Consider the following 23,344-nt stretch of genomic DNA (forward strand, 5'->3'; position numbering starts at 1 on the left):
ACCGAAACGGCATGCCGCGCTGCCTACCCGCAGCGGCAACGGCTTATTCCGCTTCCCGCGCCGGCGCCAGAATTTCGCGATTGCCGTTCGACGACATCGCCGACACCACGCCCGAATTCTCCATCTGTTCGAGCAAGCGCGCCGCGCGGTTGTAGCCGATGCGCAAGTGCCGCTGCACGAGCGAGATCGACGCGCGGCGGTTTTTCAGCACGACGTCGACCGCCTGATCGTATAACGGGTCCGACTCGCCTTCGGTGGACACGGTTCCCGCCGAGCCTTCGTCGCCCTCGCCCGTCACGCCGCCTTCGAGAATGCCCTCGATGTAGTTCGGCTCGCCCTGTTCCTTGAGCTTGTCGACGACGCGATGCACTTCGTCGTCCGACACGAACGCGCCGTGCACGCGCACCGGCAAACCGGAGCCCGGCGGCAGATAGAGCATGTCGCCCATGCCGAGCAGCGACTCGGCGCCCTGCTGGTCGAGAATCGTGCGCGAGTCGATTTTCGACGACACCTGGAAGGCCATGCGCGTCGGCACGTTGGCCTTGATGAGCCCGGTGATGACGTCGACCGACGGCCGCTGCGTGGCGAGAATCAGGTGGATGCCGGCCGCACGCGCCTTCTGCGCGATGCGCGCGATCAGCTCTTCGACCTTCTTGCCGACCACCATCATCAGGTCGGCCAGTTCGTCGATCACGATCACGATGTTCGGCAAGCGCGTGAGCGGTTCCGGATCGTCCGGCGTGAGGCTGAACGGATTCGGCAGCTTCTCCTCGCGCTTGGCCGCGTCGTCGATCTTGTTGTTGTAGCCGGCGAGATTGCGCACGCCGAGCTTGCTCATGAGCTTGTAGCGGCGCTCCATTTCGGCGACCGCCCAGTTCAGCGCGTGGCCCGCCTGGCGCATGTCGGTGACGACCGGGCAGAGCAGATGCGGAATGCCTTCGTAGACGCTCATTTCGAGCATCTTCGGATCGATCAGGATCATGCGCACCTGCTCGGCGCTCGCCTTGTAGAGCAGCGAGAGGATCATCGCGTTGATGCCGACCGACTTGCCCGAACCGGTCGTGCCGGCGACGAGCAGGTGCGGCATCTTCGCGAGGTCGGCGCACACGGGCTTGCCGCCGATGTCCTTGCCGAGGCCCATCGTGAGCGGCGAAGCCGCATCGGCATAGACGGCCGAGCCGAGAATCTCGGAGAGGCCCACGGTCTGACGGCGCTGGTTCGGCAGCTCCAGCGCCATGTAGTTCTTGCCCGGAATCGTTTCGACGACGCGGATCGACACGAGCGACAGCGAACGCGCGAGGTCCTTCGCGAGATTGACGATCTGGCTGCCCTTCACGCCGGTGGCCGGCTCGATTTCGTAGCGCGTGACGACCGGCCCCGGATAGGCGGCGACCACGCTCACTTCGACGCCGAAGTCCTTGAGCTTTTTCTCGATCAGGCGCGAAGTGAATTCGAGCGTATCGGCGGAGATGGTTTCCTGGGCGGCGGGCGCGGGGTCGAGCAGCGAAATGGGCGGCAGCGTGGAGTCGCCCGGCAGATCGGTAAAGAGCGGCACCTGCCGTTCCTTTTCGACGCGCTCCGACTTCACTGGCGTGACGACGGGCGGCACGATCATCACGGGCTCATGTTCCTCGATGCGCACGCGGCCCTTCTCGACCTTGCCCTCACGCTTGACGGCGGCGGCTTCGCCGAGCTTGCGGTCGCGCCCGGCTTCGCGGCGCAGCTTCGCGAACGTGACCGCGGAAATGATCGACTCGCCGACCTTCTCCGCAACCGATAGCCACGAGAAACGGAAGTACAGCGACAGCCCGATCGCGAGCCCGAGCAGCAGCGCGAGCGTGCCGCCGGTGAAGCCGAGCGCATGCGAGATGCCGCGCGCGACGGCCTCGCCGATCACGCCGCCCGGCGCGCGCGGCAACTGCACCTTGAGCGACCACATGCGCAGCGCCTCGAGGCCGTTGCACGACAGCAGCACGAGCATGAACGCGAATGCGTCCGCGAGCCAGCTCACGCCGTGCGGCGCGGCGTCGTCCTGCGGCTCTTCGTGGCGGGTGATACGCCGGTAGTTCGCGGAGATATGGCGGCCGAGCAGCACGATCCACCAGTAGGCGGACAGGCCGAACAGCAGCAGCAGAATGTCGGACGTCCATGCGCCGACGCGGCCCGCCCAGTTCGAGATGTGGTCGACCTGCGCGGCGTGGGTCCAGCTCGGGTCGTGCCTGCTATAGCTGACGAGGGCCATCAGCAGGAACACGCCGAGCGCTACCTGCAGAATCCAGCGAATTTCGGTGAAGAGGCGCGACATGCGGTGAGGCAATGCCTGCGCGCTCGCGGAATAAGGAGCTTTTGCCATTGATCCTGTTGCCTGGGGTAGCCGGTTCAGGCCGAGACTGCCGCCGGGAACACGGCCCGGGCCTCGCCGCGCGTGGCTTCGGGCCCGATCCCGGCTACCGGAAACTTCGATCCGGCCTATTGTAAACGCTGTGCCCCGCACAGGGCTGTAAATGACGGTAACTTGACCGCTTTGGCCGTTCGGCTGCTTGAAACGCGGAGGCGCGGAAGGCGGCCCGACCGGTTCGGCGCGCGAGCCGCGTGCCCGACGTCCGGCTGTCCGCCCGCGCGCAGCCATGGCGCCGGCCTATGCCGCCACCCTATCGCGGCGATCGGAAAGCTTCATGGCGCAGCCGCGCGCCTCGCCCTTTATAATGCCGGACTGACACCCATCTACCGTTTCAGCTCAAAACCGCACGGCCTCGCATGAGCGGGCCGCGCGCTGCACAAGGATTCGATCATGCCCGCAACTGCAACGAAACACGCCAAGGTTCTGATTCTCGGCTCCGGTCCCGCCGGCTACACGGCGGCGGTCTACGCGGCGCGCGCCAACCTCTCGCCGGTGCTCGTCACGGGCCTCGCGCAAGGCGGCCAGCTGATGACCACGACCGACGTCGAGAACTGGCCCGCCGACGCCAACGGCGTGCAAGGCCCGGAACTGATGGCACGCTTTCTCGAGCACGCCGAGCGCTTCAACACCGAAATCATCTTCGACCACATCCACACGGCGAAGCTCGACGAGAAGCCGATCCGCCTGATCGGCGACGCGGGCGAATACACCTGCGACTCGCTGATCATCTCGACCGGCGCCTCGGCACAATACCTCGGCCTGCCGTCGGAAGAAGCGTTCATGGGCAAGGGCGTGTCGGCCTGCGCGACCTGCGACGGCTTCTTCTACAAGCAGCAGCACGTGGCCGTGATCGGCGGCGGCAACACCGCGGTCGAAGAAGCGCTGTACCTCTCCGGCATCGCCAAGAAGGTGACCGTGATCCATCGCCGCGACAAGTTCCGCGCCGAGCCGATCCTGATCGACCGCCTGCTCGCGAAGGAAAAGGAAGGCGTCGTCGAGATCAAGTGGAATCACGTACTCGACGAAGTGACCGGCGACGCGTCCGGCGTCACCGGACTGCGTATCAAGCATACGCAAACCGGCGCAACCACCGACCTCGAATTGCAGGGCCTGTTCGTCGCGATCGGCCACAAGCCGAACACGGACATCTTCACAGGCCAGCTCGAGATGAAGAACGGCTACATCATCACGAAGGGCGGCCTGAACGGTTTCGCGACCGCGACGAGCGTGCCGGGCGTGTTCGCCGCCGGCGACGTGCAGGACCACGTGTACCGTCAGGCGATCACGAGCGCGGGCACGGGCTGCATGGCCGCGCTCGACGCACAGCGCTACCTCGAAACCATCGACGAGATGGCCGGCGAGCACGCGATGAGCCAGGAAGCGGAGCGTTGATTCACAGCGCTTCGTCGCGATGCGGGACTGTGAGGGAAAGCGCAACGGTAAAATGACGGCAGGGCGCAGCCCGGCCGTCCGACCGAAAGAAGGCCGCGGCTGAAAAGCCGGCGGCCTTTTTTGTGTCCGGCGCGCTCGGATTGAGGGTTTGCGATGCGTCCGCGTGATGCACTTGCTTGATGCACTTTGCGCGTTGCGCCTTCTCGCCAGGCTTCGTGTGACGCGCTCGTGCTGTGTGCCGCGCTTCATCGAGCGCTTTGTGCCAGGCTTTGCGCCAAGCGTCCCGCCGAGCTTGCGTGTCCGACTTGCGCTCGCTGGCACCGGCGCACGATCTTCGCGCTTCGCTTGAGCCAACCTTGCAAGCCAACGCATCCGCCGCCCAAGCCCCGCGCGACCGACCTACTCTTTCCGTGTATTGCCGATATGCCGAAGAATCTGCCCCACCCCAACGAACCGAAACGCCCGCAAGCCGCCGCACGGCCCGCGCCGGCCCCAGCGGCACCCGCAGCCGTGCCGAAACCCGATCGCACGACGGGGCTCGCCGGTCTCGGCGCGCTACGCGAGGCGTTGAAGGGCGATGCCGAGCAGCGCGAGCGCGAACAGGCGGCGGCCCGGGCGGCGCAGCGCGAAGCCGCGGCGGACGCCAACCTGTTCCGCCACGAGATCGGCGAAGTCGCGCCGCTCGTGGCGGCGCCGCGCGCGACCTTGACACGCAATCCCCCGCCGCCGCTGCCGGTGCAAACGCTGCTCGACGAAGAGGCTGTGCTGCACGAAGCGATCTCCGATGAATTCGATCCCGAGGTGCTGCTCGAAACCGACGAGACGCTCTCGTATTGCCGCCCCGGCGTGAGCCGCGACGTCGTGCGCAAACTGCGGCGCGGCGACTGGATCGTGCAGGCGCAAATCGACCTGCACGGCATGCGGCGCGAGGAAGCGCGCGAGGCGCTGGCGGAGTTCATCCGCGAATCGGTGAGGCGCGGCTTGCGGTGTTTGCGCGTGATCCACGGCAAGGGCCTGGGGTCGATCGGCAAGGAGCCGGTGCTGAAGGGCAAGGTGCGCGCATGGCTCGTGCAGAAGTCCGAGGTCATCGCGTTCTGTCAGGCGCGGCCGCACGACGGCGGTGCCGGCGCGGTGGTCGTGCTGCTGCAACCGGGCGCGTTGCCGGCGCATGGGGTGCAGGCGAAGGGTTGACGGGCCTCTCCGGGGGCGAGGCTGCGAGGCTAAGCCTCGGCCTGGGCTAAGACCTGGGCCGCTCTGGCTCTGGCTCTGGCTCTGGCTCTGGCTCTGGCTCCGGACCTGAGCCCGAGCCGCTGGGCGGCCCCGCCCACGCATCCCCGCTTATAACCCGCAAGGTCTCGCGTGAGCTTGTGGTCACGCGGCCGCACTTCCACACTCTCATCGCAAGCTGTCGATTTTCGCTGCCGCCGTTCGTCGTCGGGTAAACGGCCATCGTGGCCGTCGCGCGGTGGCCGCCATTGCCACCGCACCGTGCCGTGCAACCGTCAAAAGGTGATCGCGATGCCTCTACAGCTCTATGCCCACCCGTTCTCGTCTTACTGCCAGAAGGTCCTGACCGCGCTCTACGAAAACGGCACGCCGTTCGAGATGCGCCTGCTCGCGCACGACGACCCGCAGATCATGGCCGAATTCGCCGCGCTCTGGCCGATCAAGCGCTTTCCGGTGCTCGTCGACGGCGGCCGGACCGTGGCTGAGGCGAGCATCATCATCGAATATCTCGGCCTCTATCATCCGGGCCCGGTCGCACTGCTGCCCGCCGACGCGCGCGCCGCGCTCGACGTGCGCGGCATGGACCGCTTCTTCGACAACTACATTTCGACGCCGCAGCAGCGGATCGTCTACGACAGCCTGCGCGCCGAGGCCGAGCGCGATCCGCGCGGCGTCGCCGAGGCGCGCGCGATGCTCGATACCGCGTACGCGTGGCTCGACAAACACATGGCCGGCCGCGAATGGGCCGCCGGCGACCGCTTCAGCCTCGCCGACTGCGGCGCGGGCCCGTTCCTGTTCTACGCCGACTGGACGCATCCGATCGACCCGGCCTTCGCGCACGTACGCGCGTACCGGCAGCGGCTGCTGGCGCGGCCATCGTTCGCGCGCGCGGTCGACGAAGCACGGCCGTATCGTCATTTCTTTCCGCTCGGCGCGCCGGACCGCGATTGAGCGAGGCAAAGCATTGGCCGCGGCGACCTCGGCAACCCCAGCAAACACGGCAACTTCAGCGGCCTTCGGCAAGCCCCGCGCCCCCGGCAAACGCGGTGGACACAACGGCCGCAACCCGCACAACCGCCGCACCAGTCGCCCCCACCGCGACCGGGCTGCGCGCGCCCTCACCGCTCGCCCCCACGCGCAGACAACCCCCTTTCCTCGCTGTAGACTTCATTTCGCAAGCGCGTCTCGACCTTTCCCCGGCTCACCACCCACAAGGCATACCATGGACCGTTTCGAAGCGATGGAGATCTTCACGCGTGTGGTCGAAGCAAACAGCTTTACCAAGGTATCCGAATCGCTCGACCTGCCGCGCGCCAAGGTGAGCCGCACGATCCAGGCGCTCGAGGAACACGTCGGCGTGCGCCTGCTGAACCGCTCGACACGCCAGGTCAGCGTGACCGAAGACGGCGCCGAGTTCTACGAGCGCTGCGTGCGCATTCTCGCCGACGTCACCGATGCCGAATCGTCGCTGTCGAACAAGCGCGAAAACCCGGCCGGCACGATCCGCGTCGATACGTCGGGCACGCTCGCGCGCTCGCTGCTCCTGCCCGCGCTCGACGACTTCTACCGCCAGTACCCCGCGATCGACGTGCGGCTCGGTCTCGCGGACCGCAACATCGACCTGATTCAGGACGGCGTCGATTGCGTGATCCGCATGGGCACGCCGGAAGAGTCGAGCCTCGTCGCGCGGCGCATCGGGCTCGCGCGCATCGTTACGTGCGCCTCGCCCGCGTACCTGGAAAAGCACGGCACGCCGGCCACGCTCGCGGAGCTCGACCGGCATCGCGCGGTCAACTACGTGTCCGCGCGCAGCGGCAAGACGTTCCCGTTCGAATACGAGGTGGAGGGCGAGATCGAGCGGATTGCGATGACGGGCACGCTCGCCGTCAACGACGGCTCGGTGTACATCACCGCCGGCGTGCTCGGCCACGGCATCATCCAGCCGTCGCGCTTCATGGTCGCCGAGTTGATCGAGCAAGGCGCGCTCACCGAGATTCTCGGCAACTACACGAGCCCCGGCACGCCGCTGTCGATCCTGTACGCGCATCGCCGCAACCTGAGTTCGCGGCTGCGCGCGTTCATCGATTGGGTCAGCGAGCTGGCGCGCAATAATCCGGATTTGCGTTTGCCGGACGGGGCCTAACGCGTCGGGAGCATCGGACGCCTCAGCCTCATGCAGCCTGCGCCAAACACAAAGCCCCCTGCGTCCATACGACGCAGGGGGCTTTTTCAATGCAGCAGCAGCGCACTCAACGCATTGCACGGCCTGCCGCGCGAACTACGATGAGCAAACCGCCGCGCTACAGCACTGCAAATCGCGGCAAACCGCCCAATCAGGCAATCCGCTCTTCATTGCTCGGATCGAACAACACCGCCTTCGACGTATCGAACAGCAGCGTCGTATTCGTCTGCGGCTGCGGGTTCGACGCCGGGTGCACGCGGCTCACCACGCGCTTGCCGTTGACCTGCGCGAACACGAGCGTGTCCGGACCGGTCGGCTCGATCACGTCGACCTTCACTTCGACCGGCTGAAGCTTGCCGTCGTCGCCGTGCGCGCCGCGCGCATCGGTGATGCGCTCCGGGCGCAGACCAAGGATCACGTTATTGCCGACGTGCGAGCGCACCTTCGACGAATCGAACGGCAACACCAGCACCTTGCGCGCCACGCCCGTATCGAGTTCGATGCCGACGCCCGCGCCCTGCTCGACCAGCTTGCCTTCGATGAAGTTCATCGGCGGCGCGCCGATGAAGCCCGCCACGAACAGGTTCGACGGCGAGTCGTAGATGTCCTGCGGCGCGCCGAACTGCTGCACGATGCCGTCCTTCATCACCGCGATGCGGTCGCCGAGCGTCATGGCTTCGATCTGGTCGTGCGTCACGTAGACGATCGTCGTGCCGAGGCGCTGATGCAGCAGCTTGATTTCCGAACGCATCTCGATGCGCAGCTTCGCGTCGAGGTTCGAGAGCGGCTCGTCGAACAGGAACATGACGGGATCGCGCGCGAGGGCGCGGCCCATCGCGACGCGCTGGCGCTGGCCGCCCGACAGCTGGCCCGGCTTGCGATCGAGCAGATGCTTGATCTGCAGCGTGTTCGACACGCGCTCGACGATCTGCGTCTGCTCCTGCTTCGGCACCTTGCGGATGTTCAGGCCGAACGAGATGTTCTCGCGCACCGTCATCGACGGATAGAGCGCGTACGACTGGAACACCATCGCGATGTCGCGGTCTTTCGGCGACAGATTGTTGACCGTCTTGCCGTCGATCTGGATCTCGCCCTTGGTCACGGTTTCGAGGCCGGCGATCATGTTGAGCAGCGTCGACTTGCCGCAGCCCGAGCCGCCGACCAGGATCAGGAACTGGCCGTCTTCGATGTCGATGTTGACACCCTTCAGAACCGGCACCCCGTTCGGGTAAGTCTTGTACACGTCACGGATGGAAAGGCTTGCCATGCTGTGAATCCTCTATTCTCTGGTACTGCCTGAAAACGTCTGTGTGACGGCGGCGCTCTCTTCGCGATGCGCCGCCGCGCCTCAAGGGAGTGGCTCCTCGCCCGGTCCTCGTTCAGCCCTTCACCGCGCCGGCCGTCAGGCCGCGCACGAAATAGCGTCCGGCGATGATGTAGACCAGCAGCGTCGGCAATGCCGCGATGATCGCGCCGGCCATGTCCACGTTGTATTCCTTCACGCCGGTCGAGGTGTTCACGAGGTTGTTCAGCGCCACCGTGATCGGCATCGAATCGACGCCGGAGAACACGATCCCGAACAGGAAGTCGTTCCAGATCTGCGTGAATTGCCAGATCAGGCACACCATGAAAATCGGCAGCGACACCGGCAGCAGGATCTTCGTGAAGATCGTGAAGAAACCCGCGCCGTCGATGCGCGCCGCCTTCACGAGTTCGGCCGGCACGCTCACGTAGAAGTTGCGGAAGAACATCGTGGTGAACGCGATGCCGTAGATCACGTGCACGAGCACGAGGCCGCTCGTCGTGTTCGACAGGCCGAGAAAGCCTTCGAGACGTGCCATCGGCAGCAGGATCGCCTGGAACGGAATGAAGCAGCCGACCAGCAGCATCGTGAAGATCGGATCGGCGCCGCGAAAGCGCCAGTGCGTGAGCACATAGCCGTTGAACGCGCCGATGATCGACGAGATCAGCACGGCCGGAATCACCATGCGCACCGAGTTCATGAAGAACGGCTGCATGCCGTCGCAGCGCACGCCGGTACAGGCGCCGCTCCACGCCTTGAGCCACGGCGCGAAGGTCCAGTGCGACGGCGGCGTGAGCAGGTTGCCGGTGCGCAGCTGGTCGATGTCCTTGAACGACGTCGACAGCATCACGTAGAGCGGGAACAGGAAGTACAGGGCGAACAGGATCAGGGCCGCGTAAATGACGGCACGGCTGAGCGTCATCTTAGGCTGCATTGCGCGTGCTCCTCGATTCCATATACATCAGCGGCACGAGCACGGCCACGACGGTGGCGAGCATCATCATCGACGATGCCGCGCCGACGCCGAGTTGCCCGCGATTGAACGAAAACGTGTACATGAAGATGGCCGGCAGCGACGACGAGGTGCCCGGACCGCCCGCGGTCAGCGCGACGACGAGGTCGAAGGTCTTGATCGTGATGTGGCAGAGAATCAGCAGCACCGAGAAGAACACCGGGCGCATGCTCGGAATCACGATCTTGCGGTAGATGGTCGGCAGGCTCGCGCCATCCATCTGCGCGGCCTTGAAGATTTCGCCGTCCACGCCGCGCAGGCCCGCGAGGAACAGCGCCATCACGAAGCCGGTCGACTGCCACACCGCCGCGATCACGATACAGAAAATTGCCTTGTCGGGGTCGCCGAGCCAGTTGAACGAGAAGCTCGTCCAGCCCCAGTCGTGAAACACCTTCTCGATGCCGATGCTCGGCGTGAGAATCCACTGCCAGGCCGTGCCGGTCACGATGAACGAGAGCGCCATCGGGTACAGGAACACGGCGCGCAGCGCGCCCTCGTTGCGAATCTGCTGATCGAGCAGGATCGCAAGAAAAAGCCCGAGGCCGATGCAGATGGCGATGAACGGAATGCCGAACCAGCCGAGATTGGCGGCCGAGGTCCAGAACACGTCGTTGTCGAACAGTTCGCGGTAACGGTCGAGGCCCGCGAAGTCGAAACGGGGCATCAGCCGCGAATCGGACAGCGACAGATAGCCGGTGATTGCGATGAAGCCATAGACGAAGACCAGGCTGATAACGACGCTGGGTGCGAGCACCAGCTTCGGAATCCAGCGATCGGCCAAGGCCGCCGTGGGCGACGCGCGGCGGGTGGCGGCGGCCGTTTTCCCGTTTCCGCTGATAGAAGCAGTCACTACTCGACTCCTGCTGAAACTGGACCGTCAGGCTGGCTCGCGCGTTGCGCGCGAAACCGCGACGGCCTGGATGTGACTCCATGAAACCACGATGAAGCCCGCGCCCGGCGCCTGCAAGAGCGCCGGGCGCAATGCCTCGCTTACTTCACCGACTGACTTCGCTTACCTGGTTTTCGCTGCCTTCGCGAGCGCCTGCACCGCGCTCTTCGAATCTTCCTGCGAGTTCATGAACTTCGTGACGACGTCGGAGATCGCGCCGGCTGCCGCATCGGGCTGCGCCATGCCGTGAGCGAGCGACGGCACGTAGCCGCCGGCCTTGATCGCGACCTGCTCATCCGCGTACGACTTCTTCGCGCAGTCGTCGAACTTGGCCATCGACACGCCGAGACGCACCGGGATCGAGCCCTTGTACAGGCTGAACTGCTCCTGGAAGTCCGGCGACATGATCGTCTTCGCAAGCGCGAGCTGACCCGGCGTTGCCGCCTTCTGGTCCTTCTGCTGGAAGAACACGAACGAGTCGACGTTGAACGTATAGGCCTTCTCCGTGCCCGGCACGGCCGCGCAGATGAAATCGGTGCCCGACTTCTTGCCGGCGTTCGAGAATTCGCCCTTCGCCCAGTCGCCCATGAACTGCATGCCGGCCTTGCCGTTGATGACCATGGCGGTGGCGAGGTTCCAGTCACGGCCCGTGCGGCCCGCGTCGAAGTAGCCCTGGATCTTGCGGACCGTGTCGAACACCTGAACCATCTTGTCCGAGGTCAGCGTCTTCTCGTCGAGGTCCACCAGCGCCTTCCTGTAGAAGTCCGCGCCTTGCGACAGCACGACGTCTTCCCACAGCGTCAGGTCCTGCCACGGCTGGCCGCCCATCGCGATCGGCTGGATGCCCGCGGCTTTCATCTTGTCAGCGACCGCGAAGAACTCGGGCCACGAGGTCGGCACCTTGCCGCCGGCTTTATCCAGCGCTGCCTTGTTGATGTACAGCCAGTTCACGCGGTGCACCGAAAACGGCGCGGCGACGTAATGGCCGTCCGCATGCATGATCTTGTCGATTTCCGGCGGCAGGTTCTTCTTCCAGTCGCCCGCGACGGAGTCGATCGGCACCAGCACGCCCTGCGAAGCCCAGTCCTGGATCAGCGGGCCCTTGATCTGCGCGGCGCTCGGCGCGTTGCCCGAGATCACCTGCGTCTTCAGTGCCGTCATGGCAGCCGCGCCGGCGCCGCCCGCGACCGCGAAGTCCTTCCACGTGTAACCCTGCTTCGTCATGTCGTCCTTGAGGACGCCGACGGCCTTCGATTCGCCGCCCGACGTCCACCAGTGCAGCACTTCGACCGACTCGGCAGCCTGCACGGCCGACACGCCACACATCAGACCCGCAGCGCACAGAGCGCCCATGATCGCGCGAAATTTCATTGCTTATCTCCTCCAGACACCTGAACAAAAAAACGAATGACCCCTGATATCGCCAGGGTGCTGTGGTTGGTTCAAACAGGCAAAACACTGGGCGATCGAGCACGGTCGGGCGCATGCGCGAAGCATGTGCCGGCGGACCGATGTCCGGCCGCCGGACGCTCAAGAGGTGAGTGGTTCGGGATGCAAAGACTGTCTCCTCTTTTGATTTTTGCCTGCCCGCGTCGCGCGGCAGACTCGAGGTGCTTCATACGCAAATTCGACGCAAACCCGACCTCGGCCAGCTATCGCCAGCGGCGGCTGACACGTATCGACGGGCGTTGTCCGCTAACATGCCGGGGACGCCCATCGATTCGCAGAAGCGCGCGTACCGCCTGAACAGCTCACGCTTTTTTCATCGAATTTACGCTACCTCTTGATTTGGATTGTAGTTAAACTACAATTCAGTGTCAAAAAATATTTTATCGGACTACGGTCGCCTTTCCGGTGCAGATACGCGCTCAGCGCGGCGGCCCTTCAGGACATCGACGGAGACTCATGCAAACCGACTCAAGCTTCACTTTCGTTCTCTTCGGCGGAACCGGCGATCTGTCGATGCGCAAGATTCTGCCCGCGTTGTTCGAGGCGCATCGGGCCGGCGGCATGCTGGCCGAAAGCGGCAAGATCGTCGCGGTGGCGCGGCATGTGGCGGATCGCGGCGAGTACCTGCAATGGGTCGAGGAGCATGTCAAGCCGCATGTGTCGAAGAACGGTGTCGACGCGGCGGCATGGGCCGGCTTCCTCGCGCGCATCGAGTTCGTAAAGATCGATCTCGGCAAGCCGGAAGACTTCGTGCATCTGCGCGACGCGCTTCAGGACCTGCCCGGCATCCGCGTGTTCTATCTGGCGACCGGTCCGTCGCTGTTCGTGCCGATCTGCCACGCGCTCGCCGCGGTCGGGCTCAATGCCAACGCGCGCATCGTGCTCGAAAAGCCGCTCGGCTACGATCTCAGGTCGTCGAATGCAATTAATGATGCAGTCGGTGAAATCTTCGCGGAAGAGCAGATCTACCGGATCGACCACTACCTCGGCAAGGAGCCGGTACAGAATCTGCTCGCGCTGCGCTTCGGCAATGCGCTGTTCGAGCCGCTGTGGCGCCGCGAATGGGTCGAGAGCATCCAGATCACGATCGCCGAGGAGCTCGGCGTCGAAGCGCGCGGCGACTTCTACGATAACACCGGCGCGCTGCGCGACATGGTGCAGAACCATCTGCTGCAATTGCTCTCGATCGTCGCGATGGAGCCGCCCCATTCGATGGATTCCGACTCGGTGCGCGACGAAAAGCTGCGCGTGCTGCGCGCGCTGAAACCGATCGATTCGCAGGAAATCGCCAAGGTCGCGGTGCGCGGCCAGTATCATTCGGGCGTGATCCGCGGCAGCGCGGTGCCGGCCTACGCGACCGAGCACGGCGTGAAGCCCGATAGCTCGACCGAAACCTTCGTCGCGCTGAAGGTCGAGATCGAGAACTGGCGCTGGGCCGGGGTGCCGTTTTTTCTGCGCACGGGCAAGCGGCTTGCCGATCGCGTCGCCGAAATCGTCGTGAATTTCCGTCCGGTGCCGCATTCGGCGCTCGGCGCCTCGGCGCTGCGCGCCGGCGCGAACCGGCTCGTGATCCGTTTGCAGCCGAACGAGACGATCCGTCTGTATTGTCTTGCGAAGCAGCCCGGCGAAGGCATGAACCTCGCGAGCGTGCACCTCGACCTCGCGTTCGACCAGTTCTTCCGCGAAGGCCAGATGGAGGCGTATCAACGGCTGCTGCTCGACGTGATCCACGGGCGCCTCGCGCTGTTCGTGCGGCGCGACGAACAGGAAGCCGCATGGCGCTGGGTCGAGCCGATCCTGAACGAATGGAAAGCCTCGACGCGGCCGCCCAAGCCGTACGCGGCGGGCACGTGGGGACCGGCCGCGGCGAGCGCGATGCTCGCGCAGCACGGCACCTGCTGGCTCGAGGAAGAGAATTAAGTGGTACTGCATTGAGATTGAGGGAAGGCGCCGCACCGGTTCGAGGGCAACACCGCGCGGCGCAGGCAAAAAACCCACTGACGAACTGAACGGCAACGCACCGGACTCGCGCGAACACGCTGCAGGCCACCTCGCCTTGCAGGTATCGCACGAGGGCAGACGGCGCGTTGCCGCAGACCCAACAAAAAGCTGCACGGAGGAGAAGTGATCGAGCTTCACGCTTTCGACGACCAGCGCGCCCAATCCGAGGCGCTGGCGCAAGCGGTCGGCGATGCGTTGCATGCGTCGCTTGCCGCACAGGCGGCCGCCACCGGCACGCCGGCCCCGCTCGTGCGCCCCGCGCGTCCCGCCATGCTGGCCGTGTCGGGCGGCAGCAGTCCGCGGCCGTTCCTGCAAACGCTGTCCACGCAAGCGTTCGACTGGGCGCGCATCGCGGTCACGCTGGTCGACGACCGCTGGGTGCCGGAAACCGACAGCGCGAGCAACGCGCAATTCGCGCATGCCACGCTGCTGCGGAACGCCGCCAAAGACGCGACGTTCTGGCCGCTCGTCGACACCACCCAGGATCTGCACGCGCACGTCGCGGCGCTGAACGCGGACCCGCGCTTTGCCGCGGTGCCCGACGTCGCGGTGCTCGGCATGGGCGAGGACGGCCACACCGCGTCGATCTTCGCCGACGCGCCCGAATGGGATCACGCGATCACCACCGCCGAGCGCTTCGTGGCCGTGCATCCGGGCGCGGCGCCGCATGCGCGCGTGAGCTGGTCGATGTCGGCGCTCAAGGAAGTGAAGCAGCTGTTTTTGCTGATCGCAGGACCGCGCAAGATGGACGTGCTCAATGCCGCCACCGCCGCGCTACAAAAAAATGCCATCTCGCAACTGGCAAACGACAAGGGAGTGAGACTCGATGTCTACTGGTGTGCAAACTAAAGCTGTGCCGGGCGCGGGCCAGCACGCCGACGGACCGAGGCTGCTGGCCGACATCGGCGGCACCAACGCGCGTTTCGCGCTCGAGACGGGCCCCGGCGAAATCGGCTCGGTGCAGGTCTATCCGTGCGCGGAGTATCCAGGCATCGCCGAGGTCATCAAGAAGTATCTGAAGGACACGAAGATCGGCCGCGTCAATCACGCGGCGATCGCCATTGCGAACCCGGTCGACGGCGACCAGGTGAGCATGACCAATCACGACTGGACCTTTTCGATCGAAGCGACACGCCGCGCGCTCGGCTTCGACACGCTGCTCGTCGTCAACGACTTCACCGCGCTCGCGATGGCGCTGCCGGGCCTCACCGACGCGCAGCGCGTGCAGGTGGGCGGCGGCCAGCGCCGGCCGAACAGCGTGATCGGCCTGCTCGGCCCCGGCACCGGCATGGGCGTGTCGGGCCTGATTCCCGCCGACGACCGCTGGATCGCACTCGGCAGCGAAGGCGGCCACGCCACCTTCGCGCCCGCCGACGAGCGTGAAGATATCGTGCTGCACTATGCGCGCAAGAAGTGGTCGCACGTGTCGTTCGAACGCGTGGCCGCGGGTCCGGGCATCGAGGTGATCTACCGTGCGCTCGCGGGCCGCGACAAGAAACGCGTGGCGGCCAACGTCGACACGATCGAGATCGTCAAGCGCGCGCTCGAAGGCGAGCCGCTCGCGGCCGAATCGGTCGACGTGTTCTGCGGCATTCTCGGCACCTTCGCCGGCAATATCGCGGTGACGCTCGGCGCGCTGGGCGGCATCTACATCGGCGGCGGCGTCGTGCCGCGCCTCGGCGAATTCTTCGCGCGCTCGTCGTTCCGCAAGCGCTTCGAGGCGAAGGGCCGCTTCGAGGCGTACTTGCAGAACGTGCCGACCTATGTGATTACCGCCGAATATCCGGCGTTTCTCGGCGTCTCGGCGATTCTCGCGGAGCAGCTGTCGAACCGCGCGGGCGGCAGTTCGTCGGCCGTGTTCGAGCGGATTCGCCAGATGCGCGACGCGCTGACGCCGGCCGAGCGCCGCGTCGCCGACCTCGCGCTGAACCATCCGCGCTCGATCATCAACGATCCGATCGTCGACATCGCGCGCAAGGCCGACGTAAGCCAGCCGACCGTGATCCGCTTCTGCCGCTCGCTCGGCTGCCAGGGCCTGTCGGATTTCAAACTCAAGCTCGCGACCGGCCTGACCGGCACGATCCCCGTCAGCCACAGCCAGGTGCATCTCGGCGACACCGCCACCGACTTCGGCGCGAAGGTGCTCGACAACACCGTCTCGGCGATCCTGCAGTTGCGCGAACATCTGAACTTCGAGCATGTGGAGCGTGCGATCGACCTGCTGAACGGCGCGCGGCGCATCGAGTTCTACGGGCTCGGCAATTCGAACATCGTCGCGCAGGACGCGCACTACAAGTTCTTCCGCTTCGGCATCCCGACGATCGCTTACGGCGACCTGTACATGCAGGCGGCCTCGGCCGCGCTGCTCGGCAAGGGCGACGTGATCGTGGCCGTGTCGAAGTCGGGGCGCGCGCCCGAACTGCTGCGCGTGCTCGACGTGGCGATGCAGGCCGGCGCGAAGGTGATCGCGATCACCTCGAGCAATACGCCGCTCGCCAAGCGCGCGACCGTCGCGCTGGAAACCGATCACATCGAGATTCGCGAGTCGCAGCTGTCGATGATCTCGCGCATCCTGCATCTCGTGATGATCGACATTCTGGCGGTCGGCGTGGCGATCCGCCGCGCGGTGCCGAGCGACGACGTGACCGAGACGGTCGAGAAGGCGCGCGAAGGCGCCGACGACGACGCAACGGCCGTGCTCGACTGGCTCAGCCACGGCGCGGCTCCGTCGGCGCGCGACTGAATCCGCCCGGCGCTGAATCTGCCAGGCGTTCTGCGCTTGCGCTCGATGAACCCGCGCGGCACGCATCGAATCCGATGTGCGCCGTGCGGGTTTTCTTCTGCGTGCGGCGCTTCGGGCGCGGCACAAAGCGTTCGATAATAGGGGCTTTCCCGCCCGGCGCCGTCCGCCCAGTCCGATGATCATCCGCCCGCATCTCCATTGGTTCCGCATGCTGCTCGCGTGGCGCGGCTCGGTGTTGCCGCAGTTGCTGCCGCGGCTCGCCCTGATCTTCTGCATTTCGATCGTCGCGCTCGCCGCGCACGATCATCTGCTGCCCGTCAGCCTGAACCTCAACACGACCGCGCCGTTTTCGCTGGTCGGCATCGCGCTCGCGGTGTTTCTCGGCTTTCGCAACAACGCGAGCTATGACCGCTGGTGGGAAGCGCGCAAGCTGTGGGGCCAGTTGCTGAACGAGTCGCGCTCGCTGACGCGCGAAGCGCTGACGCTGCCCAACCGCGAGTTGCCGCAACAGGACGTCGACGAATTTCTCGCGCTGCTGAGCGCGCTGCCGCATGCGCTGCGCCATCAGTTGCGCGGCAGCGATCCGCGTGAAGACCTTGCCGCGCGGCTGCCCGCCGCGCTGTTCGAGCGCGTGATCGCATCGCGCTACAAACCGGCCACGCTGATGCTGTGCCTCGGCGAATGGGTGCAGCGCGAGGCCCGCGCGGGCGCGCTCGATCCGCTGGCGGTGCTCGCGTTCGACCGCAATCTGAACGGGCTGTCGGATGTGATCGGCGGCTGCGAGCGCATCGCGTCCACGCCGCTGCCGTTCGCCTATTCGGTGATGATTCACCGTACCGTGTATTTCTTCTGCGCGTCGCTGCCGTTCGGGCTCGTCGACAGTATCGGCATCTTCACGCCGGTGTTCGCGGTGTTCGTCGCCTATACGTTCATGGCGCACGAAGCGATTGCCGCGCAGCTCGAAGAGCCGTTCGGCACTGACGACAACGACCTCGCGCTCAATACGATGTCGGCGGTCATCGAGGACGCGATGCGCGATCTGCGCGGCGAGCCGCCGCTCGCGCCGCCACGGCCGCGCGCCGAAACTTATCAGCTCGATTGAGGCGGGTGCCGCGTGCGGCGCTCAGTCGTTGCCGACCGTTTCGGAGAGGCGCTTGATCGTCGCCACGCGCGCGCCAATGATGTCGATGCGCCCGCGCTCGTCGACGAGCGGCGTCGACGCCGTGAGATACGCGCTCCACGCGCGTTGCGCGCGCACGAGCGTGGGCCGCGATGATGCCGGCATCCGCGAATTGAGCAAACGGTAGTAGCGGTTCAGATCGAACATCGCGTGTTCGCAGCGGGCATCGGCATTGCACGCGCGCGGACGGCGCGGCTGCGCCCCGCTCACGTTGGCGAGCGCGCCCCGCAGCACGAGCGCGCGGTCGCGCACCGGCTGCAACTGCATGTCGGCTTCGGCGAGCACGTACATCGAGCCCTGCGTCGTCGCGAATACCGCGGCGAGCAACTGCTTCTCGGCGTCGCGCGAGGCGAGCCAGCTCGACTGACTCTTTTGCCATAGCCTGCGCCGCGCGGCCGGCAGCTTGTCGAGCAACTGCTGGTAGGCGCTATCGACCGCGGCCTTCCAGCCGATGCGCGCATTGTCCATGCACTGCACCTGGCCGACCGTCGTCGACATGTCGGCGCGCGCGAGACACGCGCGCATCGACGCGTCGATCGGATCGGCGGCGGCGACTTCGGCATGCGCGACCGGACTCCACGCGCCGCCGAGCACCGCCACCGCAACCGGCCCGGCTACCGCCGCCGCCACCGAACCCGCGACGGCCAGCGCGCCCGAGACGCGCCGCCAGCCATCGCTACTCGCGAGGAACTTCACCCACTGCATCGTCAAACGCGCACGCAATCGACGAAGTATTCGATGCGTCCGTTGATCATTTCGCCGACGAGCCCGTGGATGTCCGTATGGAAGCCCGGGAAGCGCTCGTTGAACTCGCGCGCGAAGCGCAGGTAGTTGACGATGGTCCGGTTGAAGCGCTCGCCCGGGATCAGCAGCGGAATGCCCGGCGGATACGGCGTCAACAGGATCGAGGTGACGCGGCCTTCGAGTTCGTCGATCGGCACCCGGTCGATCTCGCGGTGCGCGAGCTTCGCGAACGCGTCGGACGGCTTCATCGCCGGCTCCATGCTCGACAGGTACATCTCGGTCGTCAGGCGCGCGATGTCGTTCGCGCGATAGACGCTGTGGATCTGCTGGCACAGATCGCGCAGGCCGACGCGCTCGTACATCGGGTGATGCTGGACGAACTCGGGCAGCACGCGCCACAGCGGCTGGTTGTTGTCGTAGTCGTCCTTGAACTGCTGGAGTTCGGTGACCATCGAGTTCCAGCGGCCCTTCGTGATGCCGATCGTGAACATGATGAAGAACGAGTACAGCCCCGTCTTCTCGACGATGATGCCGTGCTCGGCCAGGTACTTCGTGACGATCGCGGCCGGAATGCCGGTTTCGCCGAAGCCGCCGTCCATGTCGAGACCCGGCGTGACGATGGTCGCCTTGATCGGGTCGAGCATGTTGAAGCCTTCGGCGAGCGGGCCGAAGCCGTGCCATGCGTCGTTCGGGCGCAGCATCCAGTCGTCGCGCGAGCCGATGCCTTCCTCGGCGAACTGTTCCGGGCCCCAGACCTTGAAGAACCAGTCGTCGCCGTATTCGGCGTCGACCTTGGTCATCGCGCGGCGGAAGTCGAGCGCTTCGGCAATCGACTCCTCGACGAGCGCAGTGCCGCCCGGCGCTTCCATCATCGCGGCGGCCACGTCGCACGAGGCGATGATCGCGTACTGCGGGCTCGTCGACGTGTGCATCAGATACGCTTCATTGAAGCGATGCTTGTCGAAGCGGCTGTTCTTCGAATCCTGCACGACGATCTGCGAGGCCTGTGAGATGCCGGCGAGCAGCTTGTGCGTGGAGTGCGTCGCGTACACCATCGCGCCGATGCGCGGACGGCCCGCGCCGATCGCGTGCATGTCCTGGTAGAACTCGTGGAATTCGGCGTGCGGCAGCCAGGCCTCGTCGAAGTGCAGCGTGTCGAGCCATTCGCCCAGCATCTCCTTGATCATTTCGACGTTGTAGATCACGCCGTCGTAGGTGCTTTGCGTGATCGTCAGGATGCGCGGCTTCAGGTTCGGGTTCTTCGCGAGTGCTTCGCGCGCGAACGGGTTCGCCTCGATCTTCTTGCGGATGTTCTCCGGCTCGAACTCGCTGCGCGGAATCGGCCCGATGATGCCGAAGTTATTGCGCGTCGGCGTGAGGAACACCGGAATCGCGCCCGTCATCGTGATCGCGTGCAGGATCGACTTGTGGCAGTTGCGGTCGACCAGCACGATGTCGCCGGGCGCGACCGTGCCGTGCCAGACGATCTTGTTCGAGGTCGAGGTGCCGTTGGTCACGAAGAACACGTGGTCGGCGCTGAAGATGCGCGCGGCGTTGCGCTCCGAGGCCGCCACCGGACCGGTATGGTCGAGCAGCTGGCCGAGTTCGTCGACCGCGTTGCAGACGTCGGCGCGCAGCATGTTCTCGCCGAAGAACTGGTGGAACATCTGGCCGAGCGGGCTCTTCAGGAACGCGACGCCGCCCGAGTGGCCGGGGCAGTGCCACGAGTACGACCCCTCTTCCGCGTACTGCACCAGTTCCTTGAAGAACGGCGGCGCGAGCGAGTCGAGATACACCTTCGTCTCGCGGATGATATGGCGCGCGACGAACTCCGGCGTGTCCTCGAACATGTGAATGAAGCCGTGCAGTTCGCGCAGGATGTCGTTGGGCAGATGGCGCGAGGTGCGCGTCTCGCCGTACAGGAAGATCGGAATGTCGGCGTTGCGGCGGCGCACTTCGGTCACGAACGCGCGCAGCGCGACGATCGCGGCGGCCAGTTCCGGCGTCTCGCCTTCGACCACCACGTTGTCGACGTACGGCAGCAGTTCGTCGTCGTCGATCGAGAGGATGAAGCACGAGGCGCGGCTCGACTGCTGCGCGAACGAGGTCAGGTCGCCATAGCTCGTCAACCCGAGCACTTCCGCGCCTTCTTTCTCGATGGCTTCGGCCAGCGCCCGGATGCCGGAACCCGAGATGTTCTCGGAGCGGAAATCTTCGTCGATGATGACGACGGGAAAACGGAACTTCATGGGCGATTCTCCAAAAAGAACGACCGCTGACTTACCTGGCAAGTGCAGCGGTCACCCGCATAGCTGATGGGTCAAGACGCTGCCGGGGTCACGTTTTCGGCAACGTGACGCCGTGCTGACCTTGATATTTGCCGCCGCGATCCGCGTACGACGTTTCACAAATTTCGTCGCTTTCGAAAAACAGCACCTGGGCGACGCCTTCGTTCGCGTAGATTTTCGCAGGCAAAGGTGTCGTATTCGAGAATTCGAGCGTGACATGCCCTTCCCATTCCGGCTCGAACGGCGTCACGTTGACGATGATCCCGCAGCGCGCGTAGGTGGATTTGCCGAGACACACGGTCAGCACGCTGCGCGGGATGCGGAAATACTCGACCGTGCGCGCGAGCGCGAACGAATTCGGCGGAATGATGCAGACATCGCCCTTGAAATCGACAAACGATTTCTCGTCGAAGTTCTTCGGATCGACGATCGTCGAATTGATGTTGGTGAAGATCTTGAATTCGTCGGCGCAGCGGATGTCGTAGCCGTAGCTCGAGGTGCCGTAGCTGACAATCTTCCGGCCGTCTTCGGAGACGCGGACCTGATCGGGCGCAAACGGCTCGATCATCTTGTGCGACTCGGCCATGCGCCGGATCCACTTGTCGGATTTGATGGTCATAGGTGAACGCTGCTCGACGTGAATGTCAGGTGTAACGAAAGGTGGGTGAAAAACAGCGGGCCGGCGCCAGGTGCCCAGCCCGCTGCGAAAGGCGCATATTTTACGCGATCACGGCGATGCCGCCGCCGGCCACCACGGCCGGCTACGGGCGAATCACGCCGCAGGCCAGCGCGACGCCGGCGCCGTGCTGCGGATACGCATAAGGATCGGTCGCATCGCGATGCAGTACGACCGCGCGTTGCAGCACCGAGCGGATGCCGTCGAGCGAGACGTCCGGCGCGACGATGAAGCCGGTGGCTACGCCGTTCGCATCCGCGTGGATGTTGCCGAGGTCGCCCTCGACGCGCGCGCCCATCTTGAGCCGCTCGGCCGCCGGCGAAAACACCTGGCCCGCGCTCGAGCCGTCGGCGGCATTGCAGTCGCCGCGCTCGTGGACCTGCAGCGCGTGGTCGCTATTGGGCGGCAAGCCCGCGAGATTGTAGGTGACCTGGACGCCGTCCGAGCGCTCGATAAACGTCACGAGGCCGTGCGCCTGATTGCCCACGGTGGGCAGCAGCTGCGCGTCGGCGCGCTTCTCCTGCGGTCTCAGGAACACGCCGCAGCCGCTCAGCAATACGCAGCAGGCAGTCAGAACGATAAATGCACGCACCGCCTGCCCGTCGATTCGTTTTCCCATGCGATCCTCTTGCCGGCCTGGCGGCCGCCCCTGCGGCCGCCGAGCCGAACTTGTGAAGCCGACATGATACCGCGAGAGCACGCATAAACAGACGCCCCGGACCCTTGCCCGAACGGCGACCCGCGTGTTTTTCGCGGGTCGCGCCCTCAGGTGTTCTGCACGACGATGTTCGGAAACTTCGAGGTCATATCGCGCGCGCGCTCGGCGATGTGGATCGCGACCTTGCGCGCGATCGCGCGATAGATCTCCGCGATGCGCCCGTGCGGATCGGCCACGACCGTCGGCGTGCCCGAGTCGGCCTGCTCGCGGATCGTGATGTCGAGCGGCAGGCTGCCGAGCACGTCGACGCCGTACTCCTTGCCCATGCGCTCGCCGCCGCCCGCGCCGAAGATGTGCTCCTCGTGGCCGCAGTTCGAGCAGATATGCAGGCCCATGTTCTCGACGATGCCGAGGATCGGAATGCCGACCTTCTCGAACATCTTGAGGCCCTTCTTCGCGTCGAGCAGCGCGATATCCTGCGGCGTCGTGACGATCACCGCGCCCGTCACCGGCACGCGCTGCGCGAGCGTCAGCTGGATGTCGCCGGTGCCGGGCGGCATGTCGACGATCAGGTAGTCGAGATCGTGCCAGTTGGTCTGGCGCAGCAGCTGTTCGAGCGCCGAGGTCGCCATCGGACCGCGCCACACCATCGGATTGTCGGCCTCGATCAGGAAGCCGATCGAGTTGGCCTGCACGCCGTGGCCCGTCATCGGGTTCATCGATTTGTCGTCGGGCGACTCGGGGCGGCCCTCGATACCGAGCATGGTCGGCAGCGACGGGCCGTAGATATCGGCGTCGAGAATGCCGACCGAGGCGCCCTCGCTCGCGAGCGCGAGCGCGAGGTTCACGGCGGTCGTGCTCTTGCCCACGCCGCCCTTGCCCGAGGCGACCGCCACGATGTTCTTGACGTTGGGCAACAGTTTCACGCCGCGCTGCACCGTATGCGCGGCGATCTGCTGGGACACCTCGACGCGCGCGTTCGCCACGCCCGGCACCGCGCGCAGCGCGTCGGCGAACTGCCGGCGAATCGTCTCGAACTGGCTTTGCGCCGGATAGCCGAGCACCACCTCGAGGCTGACCGTGTCGCCTGCCACGACCACGTTGCGAACATTTTTTGCGGCCGCGTACGGCAAGCCGGTGTTAGGGTCAGTGACGGCCGCGAGGGCGGCGTCCACCAAAGCCCGATCGATACTCATTGG

General features: G+C 65.5%; 18 protein-coding genes. 8 read left to right on the forward strand and 10 right to left on the reverse strand.

Annotated elements, in window-relative coordinates:
- Positions 1-43: 43 nt before the first annotated feature.
- Entirely contained in the window at positions 44-2,353 is a 2,310-nt protein-coding gene (locus G3N58_RS18195; protein ID WP_167284379.1) for a DNA translocase FtsK, read from the reverse strand.
- A 438-nt stretch (positions 2,354-2,791) separates the two neighbouring features.
- On the opposite strand from G3N58_RS18195, the gene trxB reads away from it, so the two are divergent.
- The 4 genes from trxB to G3N58_RS18215 all read left to right on the forward strand — a co-directional run bounded on the left by trxB (position 2,792) and on the right by G3N58_RS18215 (position 7,163).
- Complete coding sequence (trxB, locus tag G3N58_RS18200) at positions 2,792-3,793, forward strand: thioredoxin-disulfide reductase (RefSeq protein WP_205999853.1); 1,002 nt, start codon at positions 2,792-2,794, stop codon at positions 3,791-3,793.
- 423 nt (positions 3,794-4,216) lie between these two features.
- Complete coding sequence (locus G3N58_RS18205) at positions 4,217-4,984, forward strand: Smr/MutS family protein (RefSeq protein WP_167036657.1); 768 nt, start codon at positions 4,217-4,219, stop codon at positions 4,982-4,984.
- A 327-nt stretch (positions 4,985-5,311) separates the two neighbouring features.
- Complete coding sequence (locus G3N58_RS18210; RefSeq protein ID WP_167036654.1) at positions 5,312-5,971, forward strand: glutathione S-transferase family protein; 660 nt, start codon at positions 5,312-5,314, stop codon at positions 5,969-5,971.
- Between the two features lie 271 nt (positions 5,972-6,242).
- Entirely contained in the window at positions 6,243-7,163 is a 921-nt protein-coding gene (locus tag G3N58_RS18215) for a LysR family transcriptional regulator (RefSeq protein ID WP_167036651.1), read from the forward strand.
- 190 nt (positions 7,164-7,353) lie between these two features.
- Here G3N58_RS18215 and ugpC read toward each other — a convergent pair whose 3' ends face one another.
- The 4 genes from ugpC to G3N58_RS18235 form a co-directional block, all read right to left on the reverse strand.
- Entirely contained in the window at positions 7,354-8,469 is a 1,116-nt protein-coding gene (gene ugpC / locus G3N58_RS18220) for a sn-glycerol-3-phosphate ABC transporter ATP-binding protein UgpC (protein ID WP_167036648.1), read from the reverse strand.
- A gap of 112 nt (positions 8,470-8,581) precedes the next feature.
- Positions 8,582-9,439 (reverse strand): carbohydrate ABC transporter permease, encoded by an 858-nt coding sequence (locus G3N58_RS18225; protein ID WP_167036645.1) that lies wholly within the window; start codon positions 9,437-9,439, stop codon positions 8,582-8,584.
- Positions 9,429-10,367, reverse strand: a complete 939-nt coding sequence (locus G3N58_RS18230) for a sugar ABC transporter permease (RefSeq protein ID WP_167036642.1) — start codon at positions 10,365-10,367, stop codon at positions 9,429-9,431. The genes G3N58_RS18225 and G3N58_RS18230 overlap by 11 nt, the downstream gene beginning before the upstream one ends.
- Before the next feature lie 162 nt (positions 10,368-10,529).
- Entirely contained in the window at positions 10,530-11,777 is a 1,248-nt protein-coding gene (locus G3N58_RS18235; protein WP_167036639.1) for an ABC transporter substrate-binding protein, read from the reverse strand.
- Between the two features lie 534 nt (positions 11,778-12,311).
- Here G3N58_RS18235 and zwf point away from each other — a divergent pair.
- The 4 genes from zwf (at position 12,312) to G3N58_RS18255 (ending at position 17,701) form a co-directional block, all read left to right on the forward strand.
- Positions 12,312-13,775: a glucose-6-phosphate dehydrogenase gene (gene zwf, locus G3N58_RS18240; RefSeq protein WP_167036636.1), complete on the forward strand. Its 1,464-nt coding sequence runs from the start codon at positions 12,312-12,314 to the stop codon at positions 13,773-13,775.
- Between the two features lie 204 nt (positions 13,776-13,979).
- The gene (gene pgl, locus G3N58_RS18245; protein WP_205999854.1) at positions 13,980-14,705 is read left to right on the forward strand and encodes a 6-phosphogluconolactonase; all 726 of its coding nucleotides are present in this window, start codon (positions 13,980-13,982) and stop codon (positions 14,703-14,705) included.
- On the forward strand, positions 14,683-16,599 hold the full coding sequence (locus tag G3N58_RS18250; protein WP_205999855.1) for a bifunctional transcriptional regulator/glucokinase: 1,917 nt from the start codon (positions 14,683-14,685) through the stop codon (positions 16,597-16,599). The genes pgl and G3N58_RS18250 overlap by 23 nt, the downstream gene beginning before the upstream one ends.
- 175 nt (positions 16,600-16,774) lie before the next feature.
- Entirely contained in the window at positions 16,775-17,701 is a 927-nt protein-coding gene (locus tag G3N58_RS18255) for a bestrophin family ion channel (protein ID WP_167036627.1), read from the forward strand.
- Positions 17,702-17,722: 21 nt separating this feature from the next.
- On the opposite strand, the gene G3N58_RS18260 is transcribed toward G3N58_RS18255, so the two are convergent.
- From G3N58_RS18260 to apbC, 5 genes are all read right to left on the reverse strand, one after another.
- Positions 17,723-18,484 (reverse strand): lysozyme inhibitor LprI family protein, encoded by a 762-nt coding sequence (locus tag G3N58_RS18260; RefSeq protein WP_205999856.1) that lies wholly within the window; start codon positions 18,482-18,484, stop codon positions 17,723-17,725.
- Between the two features lie 2 nt (positions 18,485-18,486).
- On the reverse strand, positions 18,487-20,772 hold the full coding sequence (locus tag G3N58_RS18265) for an arginine/lysine/ornithine decarboxylase (RefSeq protein ID WP_167036621.1): 2,286 nt from the start codon (positions 20,770-20,772) through the stop codon (positions 18,487-18,489).
- 88 nt (positions 20,773-20,860) lie between these two features.
- On the reverse strand, positions 20,861-21,430 hold the full coding sequence (gene dcd, locus G3N58_RS18270) for a dCTP deaminase (protein WP_008924193.1): 570 nt from the start codon (positions 21,428-21,430) through the stop codon (positions 20,861-20,863).
- A gap of 142 nt (positions 21,431-21,572) precedes the next feature.
- Positions 21,573-22,106: a superoxide dismutase family protein gene (locus G3N58_RS18275; RefSeq protein WP_167036619.1), complete on the reverse strand. Its 534-nt coding sequence runs from the start codon at positions 22,104-22,106 to the stop codon at positions 21,573-21,575.
- Positions 22,107-22,252: 146 nt separating this feature from the next.
- Positions 22,253-23,341 (reverse strand): iron-sulfur cluster carrier protein ApbC, encoded by a 1,089-nt coding sequence (gene apbC, locus G3N58_RS18280; RefSeq protein ID WP_205999857.1) that lies wholly within the window; start codon positions 23,339-23,341, stop codon positions 22,253-22,255.
- Positions 23,342-23,344 lie beyond the last annotated feature (3 nt).

The organism is Paraburkholderia sp. Ac-20342 (genome assembly GCF_017104985.1).
In the GTDB taxonomy this organism is placed as follows: domain Bacteria; phylum Pseudomonadota; class Gammaproteobacteria; order Burkholderiales; family Burkholderiaceae; genus Paraburkholderia.

Coding starts and splice junctions, on each gene's coding strand:
- G3N58_RS18195 (WP_167284379.1), bottom strand. CDS start 2,353: ATGGCAAAAGCTCCTTATTCCGCGAGCGCGCAGGCATTGCCTCACCGC.
- trxB (WP_205999853.1), top strand. CDS start 2,792: ATGCCCGCAACTGCAACGAAACACGCCAAGGTTCTGATTCTCGGCTCC.
- G3N58_RS18205 (WP_167036657.1), top strand. CDS start 4,217: ATGCCGAAGAATCTGCCCCACCCCAACGAACCGAAACGCCCGCAAGCC.
- G3N58_RS18210 (WP_167036654.1), top strand. CDS start 5,312: ATGCCTCTACAGCTCTATGCCCACCCGTTCTCGTCTTACTGCCAGAAG.
- G3N58_RS18215 (WP_167036651.1), top strand. CDS start 6,243: ATGGACCGTTTCGAAGCGATGGAGATCTTCACGCGTGTGGTCGAAGCA.
- ugpC (WP_167036648.1), bottom strand. CDS start 8,469: ATGGCAAGCCTTTCCATCCGTGACGTGTACAAGACTTACCCGAACGGG.
- G3N58_RS18225 (WP_167036645.1), bottom strand. CDS start 9,439: ATGCAGCCTAAGATGACGCTCAGCCGTGCCGTCATTTACGCGGCCCTG.
- G3N58_RS18235 (WP_167036639.1), bottom strand. CDS start 11,777: ATGAAATTTCGCGCGATCATGGGCGCTCTGTGCGCTGCGGGTCTGATG.
- zwf (WP_167036636.1), top strand. CDS start 12,312: ATGCAAACCGACTCAAGCTTCACTTTCGTTCTCTTCGGCGGAACCGGC.
- G3N58_RS18250 (WP_205999855.1), top strand. CDS start 14,683: ATGTCTACTGGTGTGCAAACTAAAGCTGTGCCGGGCGCGGGCCAGCAC.
- G3N58_RS18255 (WP_167036627.1), top strand. CDS start 16,775: ATGATCATCCGCCCGCATCTCCATTGGTTCCGCATGCTGCTCGCGTGG.
- G3N58_RS18260 (WP_205999856.1), bottom strand. CDS start 18,484: ATGCAGTGGGTGAAGTTCCTCGCGAGTAGCGATGGCTGGCGGCGCGTC.
- G3N58_RS18265 (WP_167036621.1), bottom strand. CDS start 20,772: ATGAAGTTCCGTTTTCCCGTCGTCATCATCGACGAAGATTTCCGCTCC.
- dcd (WP_008924193.1), bottom strand. CDS start 21,430: ATGACCATCAAATCCGACAAGTGGATCCGGCGCATGGCCGAGTCGCAC.
- G3N58_RS18275 (WP_167036619.1), bottom strand. CDS start 22,106: ATGGGAAAACGAATCGACGGGCAGGCGGTGCGTGCATTTATCGTTCTG.
- apbC (WP_205999857.1), bottom strand. CDS start 23,341: ATGAGTATCGATCGGGCTTTGGTGGACGCCGCCCTCGCGGCCGTCACT.